The sequence below is a fragment of the Ideonella lacteola genome (assembly GCF_038066555.1).
GTDB lineage: Bacteria > Pseudomonadota > Gammaproteobacteria > Burkholderiales > Burkholderiaceae_C > Ideonella > Ideonella lacteola.
This window is the reverse complement of record NZ_JBBUTG010000003.1, coordinates 325,435-348,394: the sequence shown is the minus strand read 5'-3', so window position 1 is coordinate 348,394 and position 22,960 is coordinate 325,435. Positions and strand designations below refer to the sequence as shown.

Sequence of the window (22,960 nt, the reverse complement as noted above, 5' to 3'; positions counted from 1 at the left end):
CCGATTCGGGCTCGGCCCGGCCTGGTGGAAGCCGCGCCGAGCGCTCGCCGTCAGAAGGTGGTCAGCACCTTGGCCGAGATGGCCAACTGGTAGAGGATCGACGTGATGCCACGCGCGACTTCCACCCACTTGGTCTCGACCTTGGGGAACACGATAATCTCGTCGCCCGGGCCAGGCTTGCTGCCGCTCGGGGCAATGCTGCCATCAGGGCGCATGAGCAGGGTCTTGTTTCGATCGGAGCGCTGGGTGTAGCCGCCCACCAGATCCACATAGTCGTCGATGCTGTAGTTGGGCGCGTAAACCAGCGTGTTGGCGAACGTGACTTCGCCGCTGACGGCCACCAGGTTGCTGAGCTCCGGCAAGCGAACCACGTCACCGTCTTCCATGACCGTTTCACCGGCCTGGTTCTTGTCGGCCAAGACGACCTGCCCCTTGGGAACGATCTGCCGCGCCCGCTCGACGAACTGGAGGATCAGTTCGGCTTCCGTCTTGCGCAGGTTGGCCTCTTCCATCGTCGACGAACGGCCCGTCAGCGCCGTCACTTCCAGTCCACGCAGTGTCTGATCCAAACTTTCCTTTTGCTTGGCCGCCACCGAGCGACGGTAAAGCTGGAGCGCATCCATGTTGGCTTGCGGTGCAGGCTTGAGCCGCGCCACCACATCCTTGAGGCGGGCGCCATACGGCATCACAAACGAACGCTCACCCAGGTGGGCACCGTCGATCCGCACGAGGATGGTCGCTGGGTACTTGTCGGCTGTCACGCCCACTTCATCGCCAGCCTGGACGACAACCTCGCCGGCCTTGTCAATCGGGTGGTATTCGCTGCGCCGCTCGGCACCAATCGAGCGCACGATGCTGATGTGCGTGGCGTTCGGATTCGGCTGAGCCAACGCCATCAGCTCGGCCGCCGTCACCTGCGGCTTGCTCAATTCAAACTGGTAGGGGTTGAGCACCTCGCCCGTGACCACCACCGCATGGCGACGAGGTGGCACGACGATGGTGTCACCATCCTGCAGTTGCAGCGCCTCAATCTGACCCTTGAGCAGGAACTGGTACAGGTCGATGCGTGCGCGCAGCTTGCCGTTGCGCATCACATCCACGGCCAGATAACTACCGCGGTCCGGGTCGATCCCGGCTGCCCGGTCGATGTAGTAGAGAACCGAGTCCGACGACAGGCCGCCGTACAGGCCGGGCGCGCGCACGAAACCTGTGACGTAGACCTTCACCGGCTGTGCTGCCTCCAAGGTCGCATAGACGCCCACGTTGGCCCGGAACACCTTCTTGACCGCGTTGTCGACCAACTGGTTCAAATCACCGTTGCGAACACCGACAACTTTCACGGGGCCCACGTTGGGGATGAAGATGTTGCCCTGGGCATCGACCGGCTGGACCGCTTCATAGCCGGTGGCACCCCACAGACGAACCAACACGCGGTCGCCAATCGCCAGTTGGTAGTCAGGATTGAAGCCGCTGAACGTGACCGCGCCAAAACGGCCACTGAACATCTGGGAGCCGAAGACGATCGGCTTTGCTCCAGTGGTGGCGGTCGGGGAAGGCGGCAAGGGGGCGGTGGGGCTGGGCGGCGCGACGACAGGCGCTCCAACAGGCACCGGTGACTGCGGCTGCGCAGCCGTACCGGCTGTGGGCACGCCAGTGTTCGGCGTCGGTGTGGTGGTCGACGAACTCGTCATACCGCCCGTCGACGTGGGCACCGTCCCAGGCTGCGAAGTCGTCTGCGCGACCGCACCATGGGCCAGGAGACTCAGGGTCAAAGCCGCGACCAGGGCGCGTGGAAACATACGATTCATGGCATTCAGTCCTGATGTTCCTGGATGGTGGCAACGATCAGCCGGACCACCGAATAGAGGATGGCACACAGCGCGAGCAGAGTGAGCAGGTTATAGATACGGCGAGGGTACTCCGCCGACTGTGCCTTGATCGGCGCCTCGACGATGACCAGACTCTTCAACTTGCGAGCCGCCTCGAGACGGGCAGCCTCGAGTGCCGCATTGGCCGCTTTGTACTGGTCTTCGGCGATCGCCGCATCCAGCAAGAGCGCTTGATACTGGGTGTTGAGCACCCCCAAGCGGTCGCCTCCCTGGCCGTTGGTCGTTCGAGCCTTCTCCGAGTCGAGTTGGGCCCGGTTAGCGACAATTTGATTCTTCAGGGTGACGATCTGGGGCGCGTCGGGCTGCATGAAGGCCAGCTTGCTTTTCAGATCAGCCTCCAGCCGCGCAACCGTCGCTTGAAGCTCCGCCGTCAACGCGGAAGCCGCGGTGGACTGTGCGATCGGATCGAGGATCTTGTTGACCGTCTGGAACTCCACCAGCTTGGCCTTCGCCGTCTGCCATTTCACCGCGGCGGCATCGAATTCGCCCTTCGAGAACTGCATCTGCTCGCGAGCAATACGGTGCGAAAACTCGTTGACGAAGCGCTCAGCCGAATCCAGGATGGCGCGGTTGAGCTTCTCCGCCATCTCGGGGTCAAAGCCCTGGGTACGGATGGTCAGCAGACCGTTGACGTCGCTGAACTCCAGCTCAACCCGCGAGCGGTAGTACTTGAAGAACCACTCGGCGCTGGTGCCGGGCCACAGCCGGTAGAACAGATCGGCCCGCGGTTGCTCGAAGTGCTCTCGCAGTTTCAGCCGCTTGTCCAGTTCTTGGGCGAGCGTCACCGAGTGCACGTAGTCCATGACATAGAGGGTGTCCTGCCAGCCCATCAGCCCAGCGCCCGTCCCCAGCGAGATGGCCCCACCACCGGTCGGACTGACCAGCGCCGACTGCACGGCGATCATCGATTCGCTCGTGTAGCGGTCCGAGGCGATCACGGTGTAGTAGACCAAACCGAGTGCCATCGGCAGGGCAATCAGTGCCAGCTTGAGCCGGCGGGGCGTGAATGCGGATGCCTTCATGGTTGCGTTGCCTTGAGTAATTCCTGGAAGGCCGCGAGACCCTCGTCAACATCGTCGTAGACCGTGGCACAACCGTTGTGGATGAACACAACGGTGCTGCACAGGTCCTTGATGTCCTTGTGGTTGTGAGAGACCAGGATGACACCCGCCCCGGCCAGCTTTTCCCGAAACACTTGTGCAGCCTTCTTGCGGAATATGGGGTCGCCTACCGCCATGACCTCGTCGATCAGGTAGTAGTCGAAATCGAAGGCCATACTGATACCGAACGCCACGCGAGCGCGCATGCCCGGAGAGTAGGAGCGCATGGGCAGATCGAAATACTCGCCAATCTCGGCGAATTTTTCGACGTACTCGATCTTTTCGCGCTTTTCGGCACCCGTCGCACCGAAAACACGACAAACAAAACGAGTGTTGTCCCTGGCGCTCAATGAGCCCTGAAAGCCGCCTGACAGGCCCACGGGCCAAGAAATGCTGTCGGTGGTGATCACTTCCCCGCGGTCGGGCATGTCCAAGCCCGCCAACAGGTTCAAAAGAGTGGACTTGCCCGCGCCGTTACGCCCAATCAAGCCCACGCCCGATCCACTCGGGAGCTTGAAGTTGAGGTCTTTGAATACGTACTTCCGTCCGTTCTGCGTCGGGTACGACTTGGTGAGGTTCCGAAGTTCAATCATGAGCTCCCCTCACGACCGCAGCAAAACACGCTGGCGATTGACAAAGAACATCGAGACACCCAGGAAAAGCAGCAACAGGCCAACCACCAGTGGGTACTCGAAATTCACGCCCATCAACGGGTGATATGTGGGAAAGAAGGCCCAACGCGCCAACTCCACCAAATGTAGCAGCGGATTCCACATCAATACCTGGATGGCCAGCGGCGGAAAGGTCGTGATCGGAATCAAAACGCCGGAAGTGATATACAGCGGAAACGAGGTCAATTGCAGAAAGGTGCTGACGGCAGGCACTTTCTTGACCGCCACCGCAGACATCAAACCCGCGCCAATACCCCATATGACAAACAACGACACCACGCCCATGTATTCGAGGGGCCGCTCAGGCAGCCATCGATAGTCCATCCAGGCAAATATCACCATGAAGGTGACAAAGATCATGGAGTACAGCACCACTTCCATGATCGCCCGGGCCGCCATAGCGTCTGCAGGCTTCACCTGCCGATACCCGAACAAGCCCGCATTACCGTCGATGGCACCCATCATCCGGAACCAGATGTTCCGAAATGTGAAAAACGGGATCATCGCGACAACGAGGTAAACCGCCACGTCGATCATCACGCCGGCCGTGCGCTGCCGGACGATGATGCGCAACGCCAGCATCAACCCGATGTTGGCCATCGGTTCAAAGAGCACCCAGAACAGACCGACCATGCGGTTGCCAAAGCGCGTCTTAAGTTCGCGCAAGATCAGCGCGAAGACGACGGCTTTCTGGATCTGCCAGGAACTGCGTTTCATGGTCGGGGATGGGCACTGCCGGTCGGGCGCGCCAGCAAAGCGCGAACTCTATCCGACGCGGCGGGGTTGATCCCCGGCGGTCTGTCACAAAGTATCAGCACACGTCCCTCCGCGGCCGGGGCCCAGGCCAGCGCCGGGCGCCTTGTCATTGGCGCCGCCATTGTGCCGCGTGCGGTCGTCGCGGTCCTCCACGAATTGGGGGGCGGCGAGGCGGCGGCGCCACGTCGTACCCTCAAAAGGCGTGAAGATGCCACGCCCTGCCGGCCGGGTCGACAATGTCGCCGCCCATGAAGATCCTATTCATCCACCAGAACTTCCCGGGGCAGTTTCGCCATTTGGCCCCGGCACTGGCTGCGGCCGGACACCGTGTGGACGCGATGGCGATGCACCGGCGCCCGCCGCCCCCGGGCGTCACGCAACATGTGTACGGCGTCCAACGGCGTCCGGGCAAGGACGTGCATCCCCTCTTGCGCGAAGCCGAGGCCAAGGTGCTGCGGGCCGAGGCCTGCGCGGCCGCCATGCTCCACATGGCCAAGGATGGGTATCGCCCGGACTTGATCATCACCAACCCCGGTTGGGGCGAAGCGCTGTTTGCCAAGGACGTGTTTCCCGGCGCCAAGCTGGTCAGCTTGCTGGAGTTCTTCCACGGCACACCGGACGGCGATTTCGGATTCGATCCAGAGTTTGGCCACCCATCGATCGAAGCCAGGATGAAGCATCGCCTGAAAAACATGGCATTGGTCGAGTCGCTCCTGGCGATGGACCGCGGCGTGGCGCCCACGGCATGGCAGGCTTCGCGGTTGCCCGCCGAATACCGATCCCGCGTTGACGTGATATTCGATGGCATCGACACCGCGCACGTCCGACCCAACGCCGAGGCGCGTTTCACACACCCCCAGGTGCCGCAGGCGCTCGGCCCAGGCGATCCGGTGGTCACCTTCGTCAACCGCAACCTCGAGCCCTACCGCGGCTACCACGTCTTCATGCGCGCCCTGCCGGAGATCCAGCGGCGGCTGCCGCAGGCTCGCTTCCTCTTGGTCGGCGCCGATGGGGTGAGCTACGGCGCGGCGGCTCCCGCTGGCACGACCTGGAAGCAGCGATTCTTGGACGAGGTGGCGTCCGAATTGGACCTGCAGCGAGTCCATTTCCTGGGCCAACTGCCCTATGCGCAGTACCTTCAATTGCTGCAGGTCTCGGCCGCCCATGTCTACTTGACCTACCCCTTCGTCTTGTCCTGGAGCTGCCTGGAAGCGATGAGCGCTGGCTGCCATGTCATCGGCAGCCGCACGGCTCCGGTGATGGATTACATCGAAGACGGTGTCAATGGCAGCCTGTTCGACTTCTTCGACACCGCGTCACTGGCCGCACTTGTCGAGGATGCTGTTCGCCACCGCGACGCCCATGCACGGCTGCGGGAGGCCGCCCGACGCACCGTCATCGAGCGATGCGACTTGAAGCAGGTGTGCCTGCCGAAGTGGCGCTCCATGCTGTCCGATTTGATGGAGCTGCCCGTATGAGCACACCGGCCCGCGGGCGTGGAGTGAGGTGATGTGGAAGCGCCTGCTCGGGGGAAAGCTGAGCCCGCCCATGGATGTGGGCCAGCTTGCCGATGCCGGCCAGGCCAAGCGCCTGCTGATGTTGGAAGAGGGCGCCACGCCCAGCGGCGACTACATCCTCGGCCCCTGGCTGGCTTCGCTGGGCCCCCCCGTTGTCCGACTCGATGCTCGCCAGCCTCCGCACACCGGGCAGATCGAACCCGGCGATTTCATCGTCGTACAACGGTATCTTCATGCGCCGTGGCGCCACGCCATCGAACGCCAGCGCCGCGAGTTGGGCGGGCTCGCCTGGTTCCTGGACGACGATTTGCTCGATCCGGCGGCCTTGGCCGAGTTGGCAGAACCCTACGCCCGCAAGATCAGGCAGTTCGCCACCAGCCAGCGGCCGTGGTTCGAGCAGATGGCCGCGCAATGGTGGGTGGCGACCGAGGCACTGGCCTCCAAGTACGCGCAGATGCGTCCCACGGTGCTACCGCTCTCGCCGCCACGGGCCCTGATCGATCCCTGCCGGGCCGTCCGGGTGGTCTACCACGGCACCGCCTCGCACCAGCGTGAGATCGAATGGCTCCACGGGGTCATGGCAGAGGTTCAGCGCCGAAGCGACGTCACGCACTTCGAGCTGTTCGGGGAGTTGCCGGTGAACCGGCGCTTCCGAGATCTGCCGCGGGTCGCCGTTCTGCATCCGATGCGCTGGGAAAGCTACCTCGCCTACACCGCCAGCCGAACGGCAGACATCGGACTGGCGCCGCTGCTGCCAAGCGTCTTCAACGCAGGCCGCGGGCCGGTGAAGTTCATCGACTACACCCGCCAGGGTGCGCTGGGGCTGTACAGCCGCACGCCGCCGTATGAAGGCTTCGTGCGCGACAGAGTCGACGGCGTGCTGCTGGCGCAGGACGCGAACGCCTGGGTGGAGGCCATCCTCCACTGGGCGAACGATGCAGACGGACGGGCGCGCTGCGTCGACGCCGCCCGCGCCCGGTTCGGCTGAGCCTCAGGACTCGGGCAGGGCCCGGCGGTACTGAACGGCTTCCGCGATGGCGGGCGTGCCGACGGCATCCGCCCCGGCCAGGTCTGCGATGGTGCGGGCCAGCTTCATCACACGGTGCACACTGCGCCCCGACCAACCCAGGCGCGCCGCCACCGACTGCAGGAAGTGCGCCGCGGCGGCGTCCATCCGGCAGGCTGCGTCCAGTGCGCCGGCGGCCAGTTCGCCATTGGCCACGGCCTGGCGGGCCAGTTGTCGCTCGCGGGCCTCGGCCACGCGAGCCGCCACCACCGCACTCGTGTCGCCGTCCGGTGCGGCCATCAATGCCGCGGCGCCGATCGCGGGCACTTCGACTTGCATGTCGATGCGATCCAGCAGTGGGCCCGACAGCTTGGCCTGGTACCGCGCCACCGCCTCCGGCGAACAGCGACAGCTCTTGCCGGTGGCCGCAAAGGCGCCCAGCCATCCGCACGGACAGGGATTCATCGCTGCCACCAACTGAAAGCGGGCCGGATAGTTCGCCTGCCTGGCCGCTCTCGAGATGGTGATCTGGCCGGTTTCAAGGGGCTCGCGCAACGCCTCCAGCGCCGAGCGGGGAAATTCCGGAAGCTCATCCAGGAAGAGCACCCCGCCATGAGCGAGCGAGATCTCTCCGGGCCGGGGCGGCGAGCCGCCCCCCACCAGGGCCACGGCGCTCGCGCTGTGATGGGGATGTCGCATCGGTCTTTGGCGCCATCGCGACGGATCGAAGCCTCTGGCCGACACGCTGTGCAATGCCGCGGTCGACAGGGCCTCTTCGTCGGTCATGGGAGGCAGAAGCCCGGACAACCGCTGCGCCAGCATCGACTTCCCCGTGCCGGGCGGCCCAACGAGCAGCAGGCTGTGGGCCCCGGCCGCGGCAATCTCAAGCGCCCGCTTGGCGCCGGCCTGGCCCTTCACTTCGCGCAAGTCCAGTGCCTGTGATGTCGGCACGGCGGCTTCGGCCACCGCGTGCGGCAGTTCCGGCCTCGTTGCGCCGCTTTCGTCGGTCGGCAGCAGGGCACGCACCACGTCGGACAAGTGGCAAGCACTGCGGATGTCCAAGCCCTCGACCCGGGCGGCTTCAGCCGCACTGGACTTGGGCAGCACCAGTCGAGGTTGTGGGTCGGCCTTCCTGGCCGCCAGGGCCAGTGCCAGCGCACCACGGATCGGGCGCAGCTCACCTGCCAACGACAACTCACCCGCAAACTCGATGCCCTCCAGTCGGCGCGCATCGACGATGCCCTGCGCCGCGAGGATGCCCAGCGCAATCGGCAGATCGAAGCGCCCCGACTCCTTGGGTAGGTCCGCGGGCGCCAGATTCACCGTGATTCGCTTGTTGTGCGGAAACGCGAAGCCACTCTCGGCCAACGCAGCGCGCACCCGCTCGCGGGCCTCTTTGACTTCGGTATCGGCCAACCCGACCAGCGTGAAGCTGGGCAGCCCGTTGGCCAAATGGACCTCGACACGAACTTCCGGCGCCGCGAGCCCGTCCAGGGCGCGGCTGGCAACCACGGCCAACGACATGCGAAACAACCTCCCTCGATCGGGCGGCGGGTACATCGCCCGTCGCCCGAATGTCACCGCCATTGTGCGCGGCGGCCTCTTCAGCGCATTCCCCCCGCATGGGGGAGCCCATCACGCACCCGTCTGGTGCATTTCGCGACGTAGAGATGGGTTTTGGTGCAGCGTCGGTCTCCCGCCGTGCACCGCCGAACGACGTTTCGGCTTGTGACAGCCGGCCCCAGGTGCGATGGCACGGAAGCTGCAAAGCCTCGTGGAGGGAGTTCAGAACGCGAACCCTTTGCACTTGAGGAGTGTGTGCATGACGACAAGCAATCGCCTCGGCCGTCCGACCGCCCTGGCCACCATCCTGGCATCGGCCCTGCTGGCCCCCGTGGCATCGCAGGCCGCCGACACCTCGCTGGCCTTCAACATCGGCGCCGTCAGCGACTACCGCTATCGCGGCATCTCGCAGACTCGGCTCAAGCCCGCCATTCAAGGCGGCCTCGACCTGACGCTGCCCCAAGGCTTCTATGCCGGCGCATGGGCCTCGACGATCAAATGGATCGACGACGCGGGCGGCAACGCCAATGTGGAAATCGACCTGTACGGCGGCTGGAAGGGTGAGGTCGCGAAGGACCTCACGCTGGACGTCGGCGCCCTGACCTACCAATACCCCGGCAACGACCTGGACCCGAGCGCGAACACCACCGAGCTGTACGCGGCGCTGACGTACGCGATGTTCACGTTGAAGTATTCGCACAGCGTGACCAACCTCTTCGGCTTTGCCGACAGCAAGGGCAGCGGCTATGTCGACCTGTCGGCCTCGTTCGACGTCGGCAACGGGGTGATCCTGGCACCGCACATCGGCCACCAGACCGTTCGCCACCTGGGCGACGCGAGCTACACCGACTACTCGGTGACGATCAGCAAAGACTTCAACGGACTGGTGCCGAGCCTGGCCGTCGTCGACACGGACACCGACGTGTATGTCGGGCCGAACAACAAGAACCTCGGTCGCGCCGGCGTCGTGCTGGGCGTCAAGTACAACTTCTGAAGCCCTAACCTAGGAGCAAACAACCATGAAGATGGTGACCGCCATCGTCAAGCCGTTCAAGCTGGACGAAGTGCGTGAAGCCCTGAGCGCCATCGGCGTGCAGGGCATCACAGTGACTGAAGTGAAGGGCTTCGGTCGCCAGAAGGGCCACACCGAGCTCTATCGGGGTGCCGAGTACGTGGTCGACTTCCTGCCCAAAGTGAAGATCGAGGCTGCGATCGACGACGCGCTCGTCGATCGCGTCATCGAGGCGATCGAAGCCTCGGCCCGCACCGGCAAGATCGGCGACGGGAAGATCTTCGTCTCGGCGCTCGAACAGGTCGTTCGCATCCGCACCGGCGAAACCGGCAAGGACGCCCTCTAACCACACCGATACGAGACAACCCGACATGAGAAAACTTCTCGCCACCCTGGCCCTGGGCATCGCCGCCCTCGGCTTCGCCGGGGTTTCTTTCGCGCAGGACGGAGCTGCCTCGGCGCCTGCCGTCACGGCCAGCGCACCCGCCGCGGAAGCGCCCGATGCGGCCGCCTCGGGCGCCGCTGCCGCCGCTGCGCCGGCCGAAGCCGCTTCAGCGGCCGCCGCGCCGACGCCTGTCCCCAACAAGGGTGACACCGGCTGGATGATGGTGTCCACGCTGCTGGTCATTCTGATGACCGTTCCGGGCCTGGCACTGTTCTATGGCGGTCTGGTCCGCAGCAAGAACATGCTGTCGGTGCTGATGCAGGTGATGGTCACCTTCTCGATGATCGTCGTGCTGTGGGTGATCTACGGCTACAGCCTGGCCTTCACCGAGGGCAATGCGTTCATCGGTGGCTTCGACCGGCTGTTCATGAAGGGCGTCTGGGACAACGTCGCCGGCACCTTCGCCAACGCCGCCACCTTCAGCAAGGGCGTCTACATCCCCGAGATCGTGTTTGCTGCCTTCCAGGCCACGTTCGCCGGCATCACCTGCGCGCTGATCGTCGGCTCGTTCGCCGAGCGGATCAAGTTCTCGGCCGTGCTGCTGTTCATGGCGCTGTGGTTCACCTTCAGCTATGCCCCGATCGCGCACATGGTCTGGTTCTGGATGGGCCCGGACGCCTACACCGGCGCCGCCGGAGTGGCCGACGCGATGAACGCCAAGGCCGGTTTCATCTGGCAGATGGGCGCACTCGACTTCGCGGGCGGCACGGTGGTGCACATCAACGCCGCGGTCGCAGGCCTGGTGGGCGCCTACCTGGTGGGCAAGCGCATCGGCTACGGCAAGGAATCGATGGCGCCGCACAGCCTGACGCTGACCATGGTCGGCTCGGCGCTGCTGTGGGTGGGCTGGTTCGGCTTCAACGCCGGCTCGGCGCTGGAAGCCAATGGCTACGCTGCACTGGCCTTCATCAACACCCTGGTCGCCACGGCAGCTGCGGTGCTGGCCTGGTCGGTGGGTGAAGCACTGCACAAGGGCAAGGCCTCGATGCTGGGCGCCGCGTCGGGTGCCGTGGCCGGCCTCGTGGCCATCACCCCGGCCGCCGGCAACGTCGGCGTCGGCGGTGCGCTGATCATCGGCGTGATCGCCGGCTTCGCCTGCCTGTGGGGCGTGAACGGCCTGAAGCGCCTGCTCGGCGCCGACGATTCGCTGGACGTCTTTGGCGTGCACGGCGTGGGCGGCATCCTGGGTGCCCTGCTGACCGGCGTGTTCAACTCGCCCAGCCTGGGCGGGCCCAGCGCTGTGGCCGACTGGACCACCGTCGCCATGATCACACCCGATGCCTACTCCATCGCCGGCCAGGTGTGGACGCAGCTCAAGGCGGTGCTGATCACGGTGGTGTGGTCCGGTGTGGTCTCGCTGATCGCCTACAAGGTGGTCGACGCGGTCATCGGCCTGCGGGTGCCGGAAGACGAAGAACGCGAAGGTCTGGACATCACCTCGCACGGCGAAACCGCCTACAACAAGTGAAGCCCGCGGCGGCCCGACGGCCGCCCTCGCCTCAGAGGCTGAGAGTTTCTCGGCGGTGCCCGAAAGGGGCACCCAGGCGACCCGGATCAAGGCGCAAAGCACAGCCATAGCTCGGGCTATGGCGAGCATTTGCAACGAAGAGCCGGGGCGTTTGGGGGTTCAAGACGGGCATCGGCGAAAGACTCTCAGCCTCTCAGCACAGGCCGCCCACGGGCGGCCTTTTTGCTGCCCGCGGCGGCGTCGGGAAGTCAGGGGCGCTGGGAGGATGGCGCCTGTTGGCGGGCGGATTGCCAGCTGGTTGCAATTGGGCACCCCGACCCCATCTGCCAGAATCGTCTTTCCATCTGCATCGCCGTCGCCATGGTTCCGCACCTCGTCACCGCGCTCACCGGCCCCATCAACGAACTTGAGCAGCGCATCCTGGAGTCCATGCCGGCGATCGAGCGCTGGTTCCGACTGGAATGGATGGAGCACACGCCGCCGTTCTACAGCTCGGTGGACATCCGCAACGCGGGGTTCAAGCTGGCCCCGGTCGACACCGACCTGTTCCCCGGCGGCTTCAACAACCTGACGCCGGACATGCTGCCGCTGGCCGTCCAGGCCGCGATGGCGGCCATCGAAAAGATCTGCCCCGAGGCCAAGAACCTGCTGCTGGTGCCCGAACCGCACCTGCTGAGCAAGAAGTTCTACCTGATGAACCTGCAGCGGCTCGTCCAGATCTTCTCGCTCGCGGGTCTGAATGTGCGCCTGGGCATGCTCGACGATCGCCAGACCGACGCCAGCACCCTCGATCTGCCCGATGGCAGCCACCTGGAGGTGGAACCGCTGCTGCGCACCAAGCGCCGGCTCGGCCTGAAGAATTTCGACCCCTGCACCATCCTGCTCAACACCGACTTGTCCGCAGGCGTGCCGAAGGTGCTGGAAGACCTGCATGAGCAATACCTGTTGCCGCCGCTGCACGCTGGCTGGAGCCAGCGCCGCAAGAGCCGGCACTTCCAGGCCTACGAAGAGGTGGCCAAGAAGTTTGCCAAGCTGCTGGGCATGGACCCGTGGCTCATCAACCCGATGCACACCCAGTGCGGGGAGGTCGATTGGCAGCAACCGCAAGGGCTGGACTGCGTCCGGAGCAATGTCGACGCGCTGCTGACCAAGATCCGTCGCAAGCATAAAGAGTACGGCATCAACGAGAAGCCGTTCGTCGTCGTCAAGGCCGACGATGGGCCCAGCGGCCTGGGTCTGATGACGGTGCGCGACGCCAAGGAACTGGACGAACCCGGTTTCCGCGAGCGCCACATGGCGATCACGGGTGGCCAGCCCACCGGTGAGGTGATCATCCAGGAGGGGGTGCCCACCTACGAGCGGATGAACGAGGCGGTGGCCGAACCGGTGGTCTGCATGATCGACCGCTACGTCGTCGGCGGGTTCTACCGCATCCACGCCGATCGCGGCATCGACCAGAGCCTGAACGCGCCCGGCGCCAGCTTCGTCCCGTTGGCCTTCGCCGAGAGCCACCACCTGCCGCGCCCCGGCGAGAAACCCGGCGTGAGTGCGCCAAACCGGTTCTATATGTACGGTGTGATCGGCCGGCTCGCCATGCTGGCAGCCGCCTACGAGCTCGAGGCCACCGACCCGAACGCCGAGGTGTACGAGTAGCCTGCCAGGGCGGCGTCTGCCGGCGCATCGGCGCATCGGCTCATCGGCTAATCGGCCCATCGGTCGATCGGCCCGAAGCCACCATGGCAGCAGGCCCGGCCGGTTGGCGCAATCCGTTCGGCGGCGCCCCAGGGCAACACCCGCCATGGTCGGCGGCGGACGTTGGACAATCCAGCGTCCGTCTTGCTGAACGCCGTCACCAGCGCCCGCCATGGCCACCTCCCAGCTCTCCATCTATTTCTTCGCCCAGGCGGCCATCATCGTGCTGGCGAGCCAGCTGGTCGGGCGCCTGGCGCGACACCTCGGCCAGCCTCAAGTGGTGGGCGAGATGATCGCCGGGGTGCTGCTTGGCCCCTCTCTGTTCGGGTGGATCGCCCCCGAATGGCAGCAGTGGCTGTTTCCGAAGGAGACCAAGGGCACGCTCTACGTGGCGGCTCAGTTGGGCGTCGGGCTGTACATGTTCCTGGTCGGCTTGGAGTTCCGCGCCGACCATTTCCGCGAACGTGCGCGCAGCGCCATGTCGGTGTCCATCGCCGGCATCGCCGTGCCCTTCGTGCTGGCCTTCGCGATGGGCCCGTGGCTGCACACCGTGCCGGGGCTTTTCGCCTCGAAGACACGGCTGATCGAGGCCTCGCTGTTCATGGGCGCGGCCATCGCCATCACCGCGTTCCCGATGCTGGCGCGCATCATCCACGAGCGGGGGCTGGCGGGCTCGTCGCTGGGCACACTGGCTCTCACTGCCGGGGCATTCGACGACGCCGCCGCCTGGTGCATCCTCGCGGTGGTGCTGGCGAGCTTCGGCGGCGCCTGGACAGGCGCCTACGTCGCCATCGGGGGCGGCATCGCCTTCGCGGTCTTCATGACGACCGTGGGTAAAAAACTGCTCAGCCGGCTGGAACGCGGCGTGCAACACGACCGTCCGCTGCCCCACCCGCTCTTCGCCGCGGTGCTGGTGCTCTTCGCGCTGTGCGCGTTCGCGATGGATGTGATCGGCATCCACGCCGTCTTCGGCGGCTTCCTGCTTGGCTGCGTCATGCCGCGAGGTGCCCTGGCGAACAAGGTGAAGGAGAGCCTGCAGCCTTTCGTGGTGGTGTTCCTGCTGCCCATGTTCTTCACCTATTCGGGGCTGAACACGCGGCTGGGCATGCTCTTCGACCCGGCCATCCTCGTGGCCGCTCTGGCCATCCTGGCGGCATCGTTCGGTGGCAAGGGCATCGCCTGCTGGGCCGCTGCCCGGCTCAATGGTGAAAGCAACCAGGACGCGATGGCGATCGGTGCCCTGATGAACGCCCGGGGGCTGATGGAGCTGATCATCATCAACATCGGCCTGTCGGCGGGTGTGATCGAAACGGGCCTGTTCTCGATCATGGTGCTGATGGCCGTCACCAGCACGGTGATGGCCACGCCGATCTTCAACTGGGTGATGCGGCGCCCCGCCGCCCCGGCGCATGCCGCGGCCCGCGGGGCCTGACGCCCCCTCAGCGCTTCATATCTGCACCCGGGTGCCCAGCTCGACCACCGTGTTGTCGGGCAAGCGGAAGTACTCCGCAGCTGTCCGGGCATTGCGGCTCATCGCTGCGAACAGGCGCTCGCGCCAGCCCGCCATGCCGGCACCCGGGGTGGAGACCACGGTTTCCCGGCTGAGGAAGTAGCTGGTCTCGAAGGGCGGCACATGCAGGCCCTGCTTCTCGGCGAGCGACAGGGCCTCGGGCACGTCCGGCGTCTCCATGAAGCCGAAGCGAAGGCTCACGCGCCAGAAGCCGTGCCCCAGGTCCTGCACGGCCACACGATCTTCGGCGGGCACCCAGGGCACCTCTTCGTAGTGCACGGTCAGGATCAGGTTGCGGTCATGCAGCACCTGGTAGTGCTTCATGTTGTGCAGCAGCGCCTGGGGAACCACCTCCGGATTGGCCACGGGGTACACCGCGGTGCGGCGGCTGCGTTGCAAATCGGTGGGGTCCAGGCTGGCGATGAACGGGGCGAGCGCCACGCCGTCGCTGCGGATACTTTCCATCACCAGCGCCCGGCCGCGCGCCCAGGTGCTCATCAACGCGAAGATGGCCAGCCCCAGCGCCAGCGGGAACCAGCCGCCGTCGAACAGCTTCACGGCGCAACTGACGAACAGCAAGCCGTCCACCAGAAGGAACAGCGCCGTGGCGCCCCACGCCAGCGGCGCGGGCATGCGCCAGCCCTCGCGCACCACGAAGAAGGTCAGCACCGTGGTGATCGCCATCGTGAGGGTGACGGCGATGCCGTACGCGCCTCCGAGCGCAGACGAGCTGCCAAAGCCCACGACGGCACCGATCACGCCGACGAGCAGCACCCAGTTCACCGCGGGCATGTAGATCTGCCCCATCTCGCGCGCCGAGGTGAAGCGGATCGTCATGCGCGGCAGGAAGCCGAGCTGGATCGCCTGGCGGGTCATCGAATAGGCACCGGAAATCACCGCCTGCGACGCGATGATCGCCGCCAGGGTGGCCAGGCCGACGACACCCAGCACCCATGAGCTCGGGAACATCCGGAAGAACGGGTTTTCGAGCGCGGTGGGATCACCGATCAGCAAGGCCCCCTGGCCGAGGTAGTTCAAGGCCAGCGCGGGCATCACCAGCGCCACCCAGGCCAGTTGGATCGGCGCGCGTCCGAAGTGACCCATGTCGGCGTACAAGGCCTCGGCCCCCGTGAGCGCGAGGACGACCGCCCCGACGAGCGCAAACACATGCCAGCCACTGCCGTGCAGGAACTGCAGGGCGCGCATCGGGTTCAAGGCGCGCAGGATCTGCGGCTGCTCGACGATGTGCACCAGCCCCGCCACCGCCAGCACGACAAACCACAGCACGATGACCGGGCCAAAGAGCCGCCCGACCGCCGCGGTGCCGAATCGCTGCACCAGGAACAGGCCGACCAGGACGACGATCGACAGCGGGACGACCCAGCTCTTCAGATCGTCGGACACCACCTCCAGCCCCTCCATCGCACCGAGCACCGAGATCGCAGGCGTGATGACGCTATCGCCGTAGAACAAGGTGGCGCCGAAGACGCCCAGTGTCAGCAACCCAAGGCGCAAACGCGGCCGGTGCGCCACGGCATGGGCGGCCAGCGCTGTCAGTGCCAAGGCGCCCCCTTCGCCGCGGTTGTCTGCCCGCAGAATGAGGATCACGTACTTGAGCGTGACGACGAACATCAACGCCCACAAGATGACCGACACGGCGCCGATGATGTTGTCAGATGTCGGCGCCAGCCCGGTGGACGGGCCGAAGATTTCCTTGACGGTGTAGAGCGGGCTGGTGCCGATGTCGCCATAGACGACGCCGATCGCACCGAGCGTGAGCACCGCGAGCGCCGAGCGCTGCGGGGTGTGCGTGGCCGAGTGGCTCGACAGGGTGGCGGAGGTCATGCAGACCTCCTGGCCAGCCGGCCCGGGCGCAGAACAACGAAATCCTGATCGATGGTCTTCATGGAAGCATCCCTGTTGGACAGGGCGCGATGCTCCCCAGACCCGCGTCAGGAACGCATAAAGATTTGTAAAGCGTCAGGCCGCCGAATCGGCGAGCTGGTAGCCCACGCCGGGCTCGGTCAGCAGCCGCCGTGGGTCTGCCGGATCGGCTTCGAGCTTGGCCCGCAACTGGCCCATGTACAGGCGCAGGTAGTGGGTGTGTTCGGTGAACTCCTCGCCCCAGACATCTGCCAGCAACTGCCGGTGTGTCACCACCTGGCCGGCGCTGCGCACCAGGCGCGCCAGCAGCTTGAACTCCGTGGGCGTCAGGTGCACCGCTTCGCCCTTCAGCGTGACCCGGTGCGCCGCCAGGTCGACGACCAGCCCATCGGCTTCGTAATGCGTCAGCGCCGGCTTGAGCGCCGTGCCACGGTGGCGCAAGGCCACCCGCAGGCGGGCGAGCAGCTCGCCGATCGAAAAGGGCTTGACGAGGTAGTCGTCAGCGCCGGCGTCGAGCAGGCGAATCTTCTGGCCATCGGCCTGGCGCGCCGAGATCACCAGCACCGGCACCGCATCGCGCTTGCGCAGATTGGCCAGCATCGTTTCGCCGTCGCCATCCGGCAGCCCGAGGTCGAGCAGCACCACATCCGGTGGCGGGCGCGCGTGGGTCCACAGCGCCAGGCCTTCACTGAGGCTGGCGGCCGTGCTGACCTCGTAGCCTTCCAGTGCGAGCGCATCGCGCAAGGTGGCGCGAAGGTCCTTGTCGTCTTCAACGAGCAGTACGCGGATCATGTCTGGGCCTCGATCGGCATGGGCACGACGGGCAGCCAGAGCTCGAAGCTGCTGCCACCGTGCGCCCGGGTACGCAACTTCAGTTCGCCGCCATGGGCGCGCGCGATCGCGCGGCACACGGCCAGCCCCACGCCCGCGCCGCGGGCCTGGCCGGCCCCGTCGCCGCGCTGGAACACTTCGAACACCTTGGTGCGCTCGGCCGGCGCGACGCCAGCGCCGCGGTCCCGCACCGCCAGCACCACATGCGGCCCGACCGCGGCGCCCGACGCATCGGTTTCACCCGGCAGTGGCAGTTGTTGGCGCACCACCAACTCGACCGGCCCCTCGCTGTACTTCAGCGCGTTGTCGATCAGGTTGTCGAGCAGTTGCGAGAGCAGCATCGCATCGCAGCGCAGCAGCGGCAGGCCGGGTTCGAGGCGCGCCCGCAAGCGCTTGCTGTCAGCGCGGCGGCGAGCGTGTGCCAATGCGGTGCCCACCACCTCTTCGGCCGATTCCCAATCCAGCCTCAGCGTGACCCCGGGTGCATCGAGCCGCGCCAGCTGCAAGGTGTTGTCGGTCATTCGACTGAGCTGCTCCACCTCTTCGACGATCTGCGCCGCCAACCGGGCCCGCTGCACGGCAGACAGACGTTCGCCCTGATCCTGCAGCGACGACGCAGCGCCGAGGATCACCGCCAGCGGCGTGCGGTAGTCGTGTGAGATCGAGGCCAGCAGCGCATTGCGCACCCCCTGCGTCTGAGCCAGGCCCCGTGCCGCTTCGGTCTGCCGCGCCAACGCCGCGCGCTGCAGGGCCACGCCGAGCAGATCGCACAGGGCCTGCGCGCGCATGCGCCCGACGTCGCTGGCGTGGGCGGGCTCGGCCAGGCGAACGAGTGCGGCGCCATAGCTCGCCCCTCTCGAACGCAGCGGCAGGTACCAGGCCGGCTGCTCCCCATGCCGGCCGGTGCCCGGCCCGAAGGCCTGTGATTGACGCAGGCTCAACCACAGGCCGGCCCGCTCATCGGCGTCCAGCTCGCCGTGCTGCCATGCGGCCTCTGGCTGGTCGGTCGGCGGCATCTCGTCGCGCAGCACCAGCAGGGCCGCGGGCCGCCCGCCCAACTCGGACAGCACCTGGGCGACCGGCTCGGCCTGCTGCAGGGGATCGGCGCTGTCTCGCAGCGCTTCACCGACCGATTGCAACCGTGCCGCCCACCGGGCCGCGTCGCGTGCGGCGGCGGCCTGGGCTCGCAAACGCGCCAGCAGCCCGGCGATCAGCCAGCTGACGACGAGCATCGCCGCCAGCAACACGGCATGGCGTTCGTGGTCGATCTGCCACGTACCGCGCGGCGGCACGAAACCCCAGTCGAAGCTGATGGTGCAGAACAGGGCGAACGCGAACGCGGCGGGCGCCGACAGCCAGATGCTCGCCACCACCGGAGCGATGACGAACAGCATCGCCTGGTTGGCCAGGTCGGTGTGGTGGTCCAGCTGGGTGGCCCCGGTCCAGGCCAGGCCCCAGAGCGCCGCCGCCGCGGCCCAGCCCAAGGCCCGGCGCAGCAGCCGAGCCCGGTCGGGTGGTGTCCGCGCGGCCGCCTGCCCACCGCGGGCGCCAGGGAAAGTCTGCGCGCTCATGACGCGGAGGCTAACCGCACTGGCGTCAGGAACGCATCAGTGGGGGCACGTCATTCCGCCGCTGGCGCCGCTGCGGCACTCTTGGCGGCGAGCTCGGCCCGCAGACGCTTGAGCCGATCCTTCGGGTCTTCGCCGCTCCCGGCCTGGTTGAGCTTCATCTCGGCGATGAAGCGGCTGGGGATGCCCGCCACGGTGTCGCGGCCCTTCTTGCGGCGGCGCAGCGTGCTGACCACCAGCGTTTTCTGCGCCCGGGTGATGCCCACGTACATCAGGCGCCGTTCTTCCTCCAGGCGTTCGACGCTCATCTCTTCATCGTCCGCCTTGAAGGGCAGCAAGCCTTCGTTGACCCCCACCAGAATCACATGCGGCCACTCCAGGCCCTTGCTCGCGTGCAGTGTCGACAGCACCACCTGGTCCTGCTCGTCACCCCGCTCGGCCAGGCTGAGGATCACGCTGATGGTCTGCGCCACGTCCAGCACACTCTTCTTCTCGCTCTCGAAGGTGCCGCCCTCCTGCGTGATCTCGCCACCACAGCGCTTGGCCACCCAGTCGACGAAGTCGAGCACGTTCGACCAACGCGAGGCGGCGAGCTTTTCGCTGTCCTCGGTGTCGTACAGATGCTGCTCGTAGCCGATGTCCTTCAGCCAACCCAGCATCAGCGCCTTGGCGTCTTCCGCACCCGTGGTGGTGCGGGCCTTGTATTCGAGGTCGTTCACATAGCGGCCGAACTCGTGCAGCGAGCCGATCGCCTTCGCGCTGAGGGCACTGGGCAGGCTCTCGGCGAACAGCGCCTCGAACATGCTCGTCTTCCACTTGCCCGAAAACTCGCCCAGCTTGCCGATCGTGGTGTGGCCGATGCCGCGCTTGGGGGTGGTCACCGCCCGCAGGAAGGCGGGGTCGTCGTCCTGGTTGACGAGCAGGCGCAACCAAGCGCAGAGGTCCTTGATCTCGGCCTTGTCGAAGAAGCTCTGGCCGCCGGATACCTTGTACGGCACCTGCGCGGCCCGCAGCTTCTGCTCGAAGGCACGCGCCAGGTGGTTGGCACGGTAGAGGATCGCAAAGTCGGAGAACTTGATGCGGGGGTCGGTCGCCCGCACCGCCTGGATGCGCGCCACCGCACGGTCGGCCTCGTGCTCTTCGCCATCGCACTCCACCACCCGCACCGGCTCGCCGTCGCCGTGCTCGCTCCACAGCTTCTTCGGAAAGATCTTCGGGTTGCCCGCGATCACCTCGTTGGCCGCGCGCAGGATGGCGCTGGTCGAGCGGTAGTTCTGTTCCAGCGGAATCACCTTCAAGCTGGGGAACTCCTGCGGCAGCTTCTTCAGGTTCTCGATCGTCGCGCCGCGCCAGCCGTAGATGCTCTGGTCGTCGTCGCCCACCGCGGTGAACATGCCACGCTTGCTTTCGTCGGGGTGATTGACCAGCCCCTTGAGCAGCTCGTACTGCACGGCGTTGGTGTCCTGGTACTCGTCGACCAGCACGTGCCCGAACTGGTTCAACCACTTCTCCTGCGCCGCCGGGCAGGTGGTGACGAGCTTCAACGGCAGGCTGATGAGGTCGTCAAAGTCGACCGCCTGGTACGCCGCGAGCCGTTCTTCGTACAGCGCCATCACCTTGGCGGCCACCCGTTCGTCGTCGTTCTGTGCGGCGGCCATGGCGCGGGCGCTGTCGAAACCCTGGTTCTTCCAGAGGCTGATCGTCCACTGCCAACGGCGGGCGAGCGAGTTGTCAGTGCAACTGCCCGCATCGCGGATGACTCCCAGCACATCGTCGGCATCCAGGATCGAGAAGTTCTGCTTCAGGCCCAGCTGCTCGCCATCCTCGCGCAGCATGCGCACACCGAGCGAGTGAAACGTGCTGATTGCCAGATCCTTCGCAGCACGCGCACCCACCAGCGATTTGGCCCGCTCGCGCATTTCAAGCGCCGCCTTGTTGGTGAAGGTGATCGCGGCGATCCGCTTCGGCGGCAGGCCGGCCTGCAACAGGCGAGCGATCTTGTGGGTGATCACGCGCGTCTTGCCGGAGCCCGCACCCGCCAGCACCAGGCAGGGCCCGTGCAGGTATTGCACAGCCTCCATCTGGGCCGCGTTCAAGGTGGCGGGCGCGTTCATCGGGCCTCCTGGCAGTACGGCAGCATCGAGGCAAAGGTCATAACTTGTGGGTGGACAGCAGAAGACTGGTTTCAGTGTGGGCGATGCCCTCGATCAGCCGGATGCGGCTGAGCACGCGATCGAAGGCCTCGAGGCTGTCGGCGCGCAGTTCGGCCACGATGTCCCAGCGGCCGTTGGTGGTGTGCAGCGTCTGCACCGCCGGGTCACCGCGCAAGGCCCGGATGACCGCATCGGCCGCGTTGCCCTCGACCGCGATCGTCATCAGCGCTGCGATCCGGTTGGCCTCGGTCTGCGGCTTCAGACGCACGGTGTAGCCAACGATCGTGCCGTTGGCCTCGAGCTTGGTGATCCGATTTTGCACGGTGCCACGCGCCACCCGCAGCGTCTTGGCCAGCGAGGCCACCGAGGCCCGTGCATCTTCTCGCAGAAGGCTGAGCAACTGCTGGTCGACATCGTCCATGGATGTACCCCCATCCGGCCGGCTGGCCAGGGTCAATTGATCAAAACGTCAAGCAAGTCTAACGTTTCGCACAATCGGCTTCGCAGATTGCGCAGTTTGCTGGCTTCTTGTTGGCAGCCGTCCTGCCGAAAATTGTGACTCGGGACGGTGCGGGGGCCGCGCACCATGACCGGGATGCCCATTCAGCGCATCACCTCGCGTGCCACCCGGCATGCCACGAGACAAACCCAGGCCCGACAACCGCAAGACGAGAGTCCCATGGTCGACTACATCGGCATCGCCGACATTCAACGCCTGGTCCAGAGCATCGGCCCGGGCGCCTTCATCGAACGCCTGGCCGGAGAAATCGAAGCCGACTATCGGCGCTGGGCCACCTTCGAGAAATCTGCCCGCCTGGCCAGCCATTCCGACGTGGGCGTCATCGAGCTCATGCCCACGTCCGATGGCGAGCTCTATTCGTTCAAGTACGTCAACGGTCACCCGAAGAACACCTCTGAAGGTCTGTTGACGGTCACGGCCTTCGGCGTGCTCGCCGATGTGAACACCGGCTACCCGGTGCTGCTGTCGGAATTGACCGTGACCACCGCGCTGCGCACCGCCGCCATGTCGGCACTGGCCGCCAAGTGGATGGCCCGCCCGGACAGCCGCGTGATGGCCCTGATCGGCAACGGTGCGCAGAGCGAGTTCCAGGCGATCGCGTTCCACCGCATGCTGGGCATCCGTGAACTGCGCCTGTACGACGTGGACCCGCTGGCCTCGGCGAAGCTGGAGCGCAACCTGCACGCTCTGCCCGAACTGGCGGACCTGTCCATCACCATCTGCGGCTCGACCGCCGAGGCGGTGCAGGGCGCCGACATCATCACCACCGTGACCGCCGACAAGCGCAACGCGGTGATCCTCGAGCCCGCGATGATCGCCCCCGGCGTGCACATCAACGGCGTGGGGGGCGATTGCCCCGGCAAGACCGAGCTGCACCGCGACATCCTGCTGCGCGCCGATGCCCGCGTGATCGTCGAGTACGAGCCGCAGTCGCGCATCGAAGGCGAAATCCAGCAACTGCCGGTCGACTTCCCGGTCACCGAGTTCGCCGACATCGTCGCCTCCGGCCACAGCGCCCGCTCCAGCGGCGAGCAGGTCACCATCTTCGACTCGGTCGGCTTCGCCCTCGAAGATTTCTCGGCACTGCGCTTCCTGCACCTGCTGCTGCAAGAGCAGAACGAACAGCATCGGCAGATCGACCTGGTGCCGCGACTGGACGACCCGAAGGACCTGTTCGGCGGTGTGCTGGGCGGCACGCCGGCCCGCGCCAAGCTGCGTCGGGTGGCCTGAAGGGCACCGCCCTCACCCCTTACCAAGCCCGGGCCCGCCCGGGCTTGGTCGTTTTCGGCCCCGACGACGAGGCCGTTGCGACGCTTATGCGTCCCTGATGCCGCCTCGGCGAAGCTGCAATCTTGCGGGTGGCGCCTGGTTGGCC

At 66.1% G+C, this 22,960-nt stretch carries 18 protein-coding genes; 8 read left to right on the top strand and 10 right to left on the bottom strand.

What is annotated here, in order from left to right; genetic code table 11:
- Positions 1-50: 50 nt before the first annotated feature.
- The 4 genes from AACH06_RS07340 to AACH06_RS07325 all read right to left on the bottom strand — a co-directional run bounded on the left by AACH06_RS07340 (position 51) and on the right by AACH06_RS07325 (position 4,377).
- On the bottom strand, positions 51-1,808 hold the full coding sequence (locus AACH06_RS07340) for a polysaccharide biosynthesis/export family protein (RefSeq protein WP_341424997.1): 1,758 nt from the start codon (positions 1,806-1,808) through the stop codon (positions 51-53).
- 5 nt (positions 1,809-1,813) lie between these two features.
- Positions 1,814-2,842, bottom strand: a complete 1,029-nt coding sequence (locus tag AACH06_RS07335; RefSeq protein ID WP_341424996.1) for a KpsE/RkpR family capsule polysaccharide export protein — start codon at positions 2,840-2,842, stop codon at positions 1,814-1,816.
- Positions 2,843-2,907: 65 nt separating this feature from the next.
- Positions 2,908-3,582 (bottom strand): ABC transporter ATP-binding protein, encoded by a 675-nt coding sequence (locus AACH06_RS07330; protein ID WP_341424995.1) that lies wholly within the window; start codon positions 3,580-3,582, stop codon positions 2,908-2,910.
- A 9-nt stretch (positions 3,583-3,591) separates the two neighbouring features.
- Positions 3,592-4,377 (bottom strand): ABC transporter permease, encoded by a 786-nt coding sequence (locus AACH06_RS07325; RefSeq protein ID WP_341424994.1) that lies wholly within the window; start codon positions 4,375-4,377, stop codon positions 3,592-3,594.
- Between the two features lie 287 nt (positions 4,378-4,664).
- Here AACH06_RS07325 and AACH06_RS07320 point away from each other — a divergent pair, with 287 nt between their 5' ends.
- Together AACH06_RS07320 and AACH06_RS07315 are read left to right on the top strand one after the other, a co-directional pair.
- Positions 4,665-5,894 (top strand): glycosyltransferase, encoded by a 1,230-nt coding sequence (locus AACH06_RS07320; protein WP_341424993.1) that lies wholly within the window; start codon positions 4,665-4,667, stop codon positions 5,892-5,894.
- Positions 5,895-5,925: 31 nt separating this feature from the next.
- Positions 5,926-6,921, top strand: coding sequence for a glycosyltransferase family protein (locus AACH06_RS07315; RefSeq protein ID WP_341424992.1), 996 nt, complete (start codon positions 5,926-5,928; stop codon positions 6,919-6,921).
- A gap of 3 nt (positions 6,922-6,924) precedes the next feature.
- On the opposite strand, the gene AACH06_RS07310 is transcribed toward AACH06_RS07315, so the two are convergent.
- Positions 6,925-8,463, bottom strand: coding sequence for a YifB family Mg chelatase-like AAA ATPase (locus AACH06_RS07310; RefSeq protein WP_341424991.1), 1,539 nt, complete (start codon positions 8,461-8,463; stop codon positions 6,925-6,927).
- Positions 8,464-8,761: 298 nt separating this feature from the next.
- Between AACH06_RS07310 and AACH06_RS07305 the strand changes: the two genes are divergently transcribed.
- From AACH06_RS07305 to AACH06_RS07285, 5 genes are all read left to right on the top strand, one after another.
- Positions 8,762-9,496 carry a TorF family putative porin gene (locus AACH06_RS07305; protein ID WP_341424990.1) on the top strand — a complete coding sequence of 245 codons (735 nt, stop codon included), beginning with the start codon at positions 8,762-8,764 and terminating at the stop codon, positions 9,494-9,496.
- 25 nt (positions 9,497-9,521) lie between these two features.
- A complete protein-coding gene (locus AACH06_RS07300) occupies positions 9,522-9,860 on the top strand; it encodes a P-II family nitrogen regulator (RefSeq protein WP_329723913.1) in 339 nt (112 codons plus the stop codon).
- Positions 9,861-9,885: 25 nt separating this feature from the next.
- Positions 9,886-11,427, top strand: a complete 1,542-nt coding sequence (locus AACH06_RS07295; protein ID WP_341424988.1) for an ammonium transporter — start codon at positions 9,886-9,888, stop codon at positions 11,425-11,427.
- 360 nt (positions 11,428-11,787) lie between these two features.
- Positions 11,788-13,080, top strand: a complete 1,293-nt coding sequence (gene gshA, locus AACH06_RS07290) for a glutamate--cysteine ligase (protein ID WP_341424986.1) — start codon at positions 11,788-11,790, stop codon at positions 13,078-13,080.
- Between the two features lie 211 nt (positions 13,081-13,291).
- Entirely contained in the window at positions 13,292-14,551 is a 1,260-nt protein-coding gene (locus AACH06_RS07285) for a cation:proton antiporter (protein ID WP_341424985.1), read from the top strand.
- 15 nt (positions 14,552-14,566) lie between these two features.
- Here AACH06_RS07285 and AACH06_RS07280 read toward each other — a convergent pair whose 3' ends face one another.
- The 5 genes from AACH06_RS07280 to AACH06_RS07260 all read right to left on the bottom strand — a co-directional run bounded on the left by AACH06_RS07280 (position 14,567) and on the right by AACH06_RS07260 (position 21,486).
- Positions 14,567-16,474: a potassium transporter Kup gene (locus AACH06_RS07280; protein ID WP_341424984.1), complete on the bottom strand. Its 1,908-nt coding sequence runs from the start codon at positions 16,472-16,474 to the stop codon at positions 14,567-14,569.
- A gap of 135 nt (positions 16,475-16,609) precedes the next feature.
- On the bottom strand, positions 16,610-17,305 hold the full coding sequence (locus AACH06_RS07275) for a response regulator (RefSeq protein ID WP_341424983.1): 696 nt from the start codon (positions 17,303-17,305) through the stop codon (positions 16,610-16,612).
- Positions 17,302-18,915, bottom strand: coding sequence for a sensor histidine kinase (locus AACH06_RS07270; RefSeq protein WP_341424982.1), 1,614 nt, complete (start codon positions 18,913-18,915; stop codon positions 17,302-17,304). The genes AACH06_RS07275 and AACH06_RS07270 overlap by 4 nt, the downstream gene beginning before the upstream one ends.
- Before the next feature lie 50 nt (positions 18,916-18,965).
- On the bottom strand, positions 18,966-21,026 hold the full coding sequence (locus AACH06_RS07265) for an ATP-dependent helicase (protein WP_341424981.1): 2,061 nt from the start codon (positions 21,024-21,026) through the stop codon (positions 18,966-18,968).
- Between the two features lie 37 nt (positions 21,027-21,063).
- Positions 21,064-21,486, bottom strand: coding sequence for an Lrp/AsnC family transcriptional regulator (locus AACH06_RS07260; protein WP_341424980.1), 423 nt, complete (start codon positions 21,484-21,486; stop codon positions 21,064-21,066).
- A 258-nt stretch (positions 21,487-21,744) separates the two neighbouring features.
- Here AACH06_RS07260 and AACH06_RS07255 point away from each other — a divergent pair, with 258 nt between their 5' ends.
- On the top strand, positions 21,745-22,815 hold the full coding sequence (locus AACH06_RS07255; protein ID WP_341424979.1) for an ornithine cyclodeaminase: 1,071 nt from the start codon (positions 21,745-21,747) through the stop codon (positions 22,813-22,815).
- Positions 22,816-22,960 lie beyond the last annotated feature (145 nt).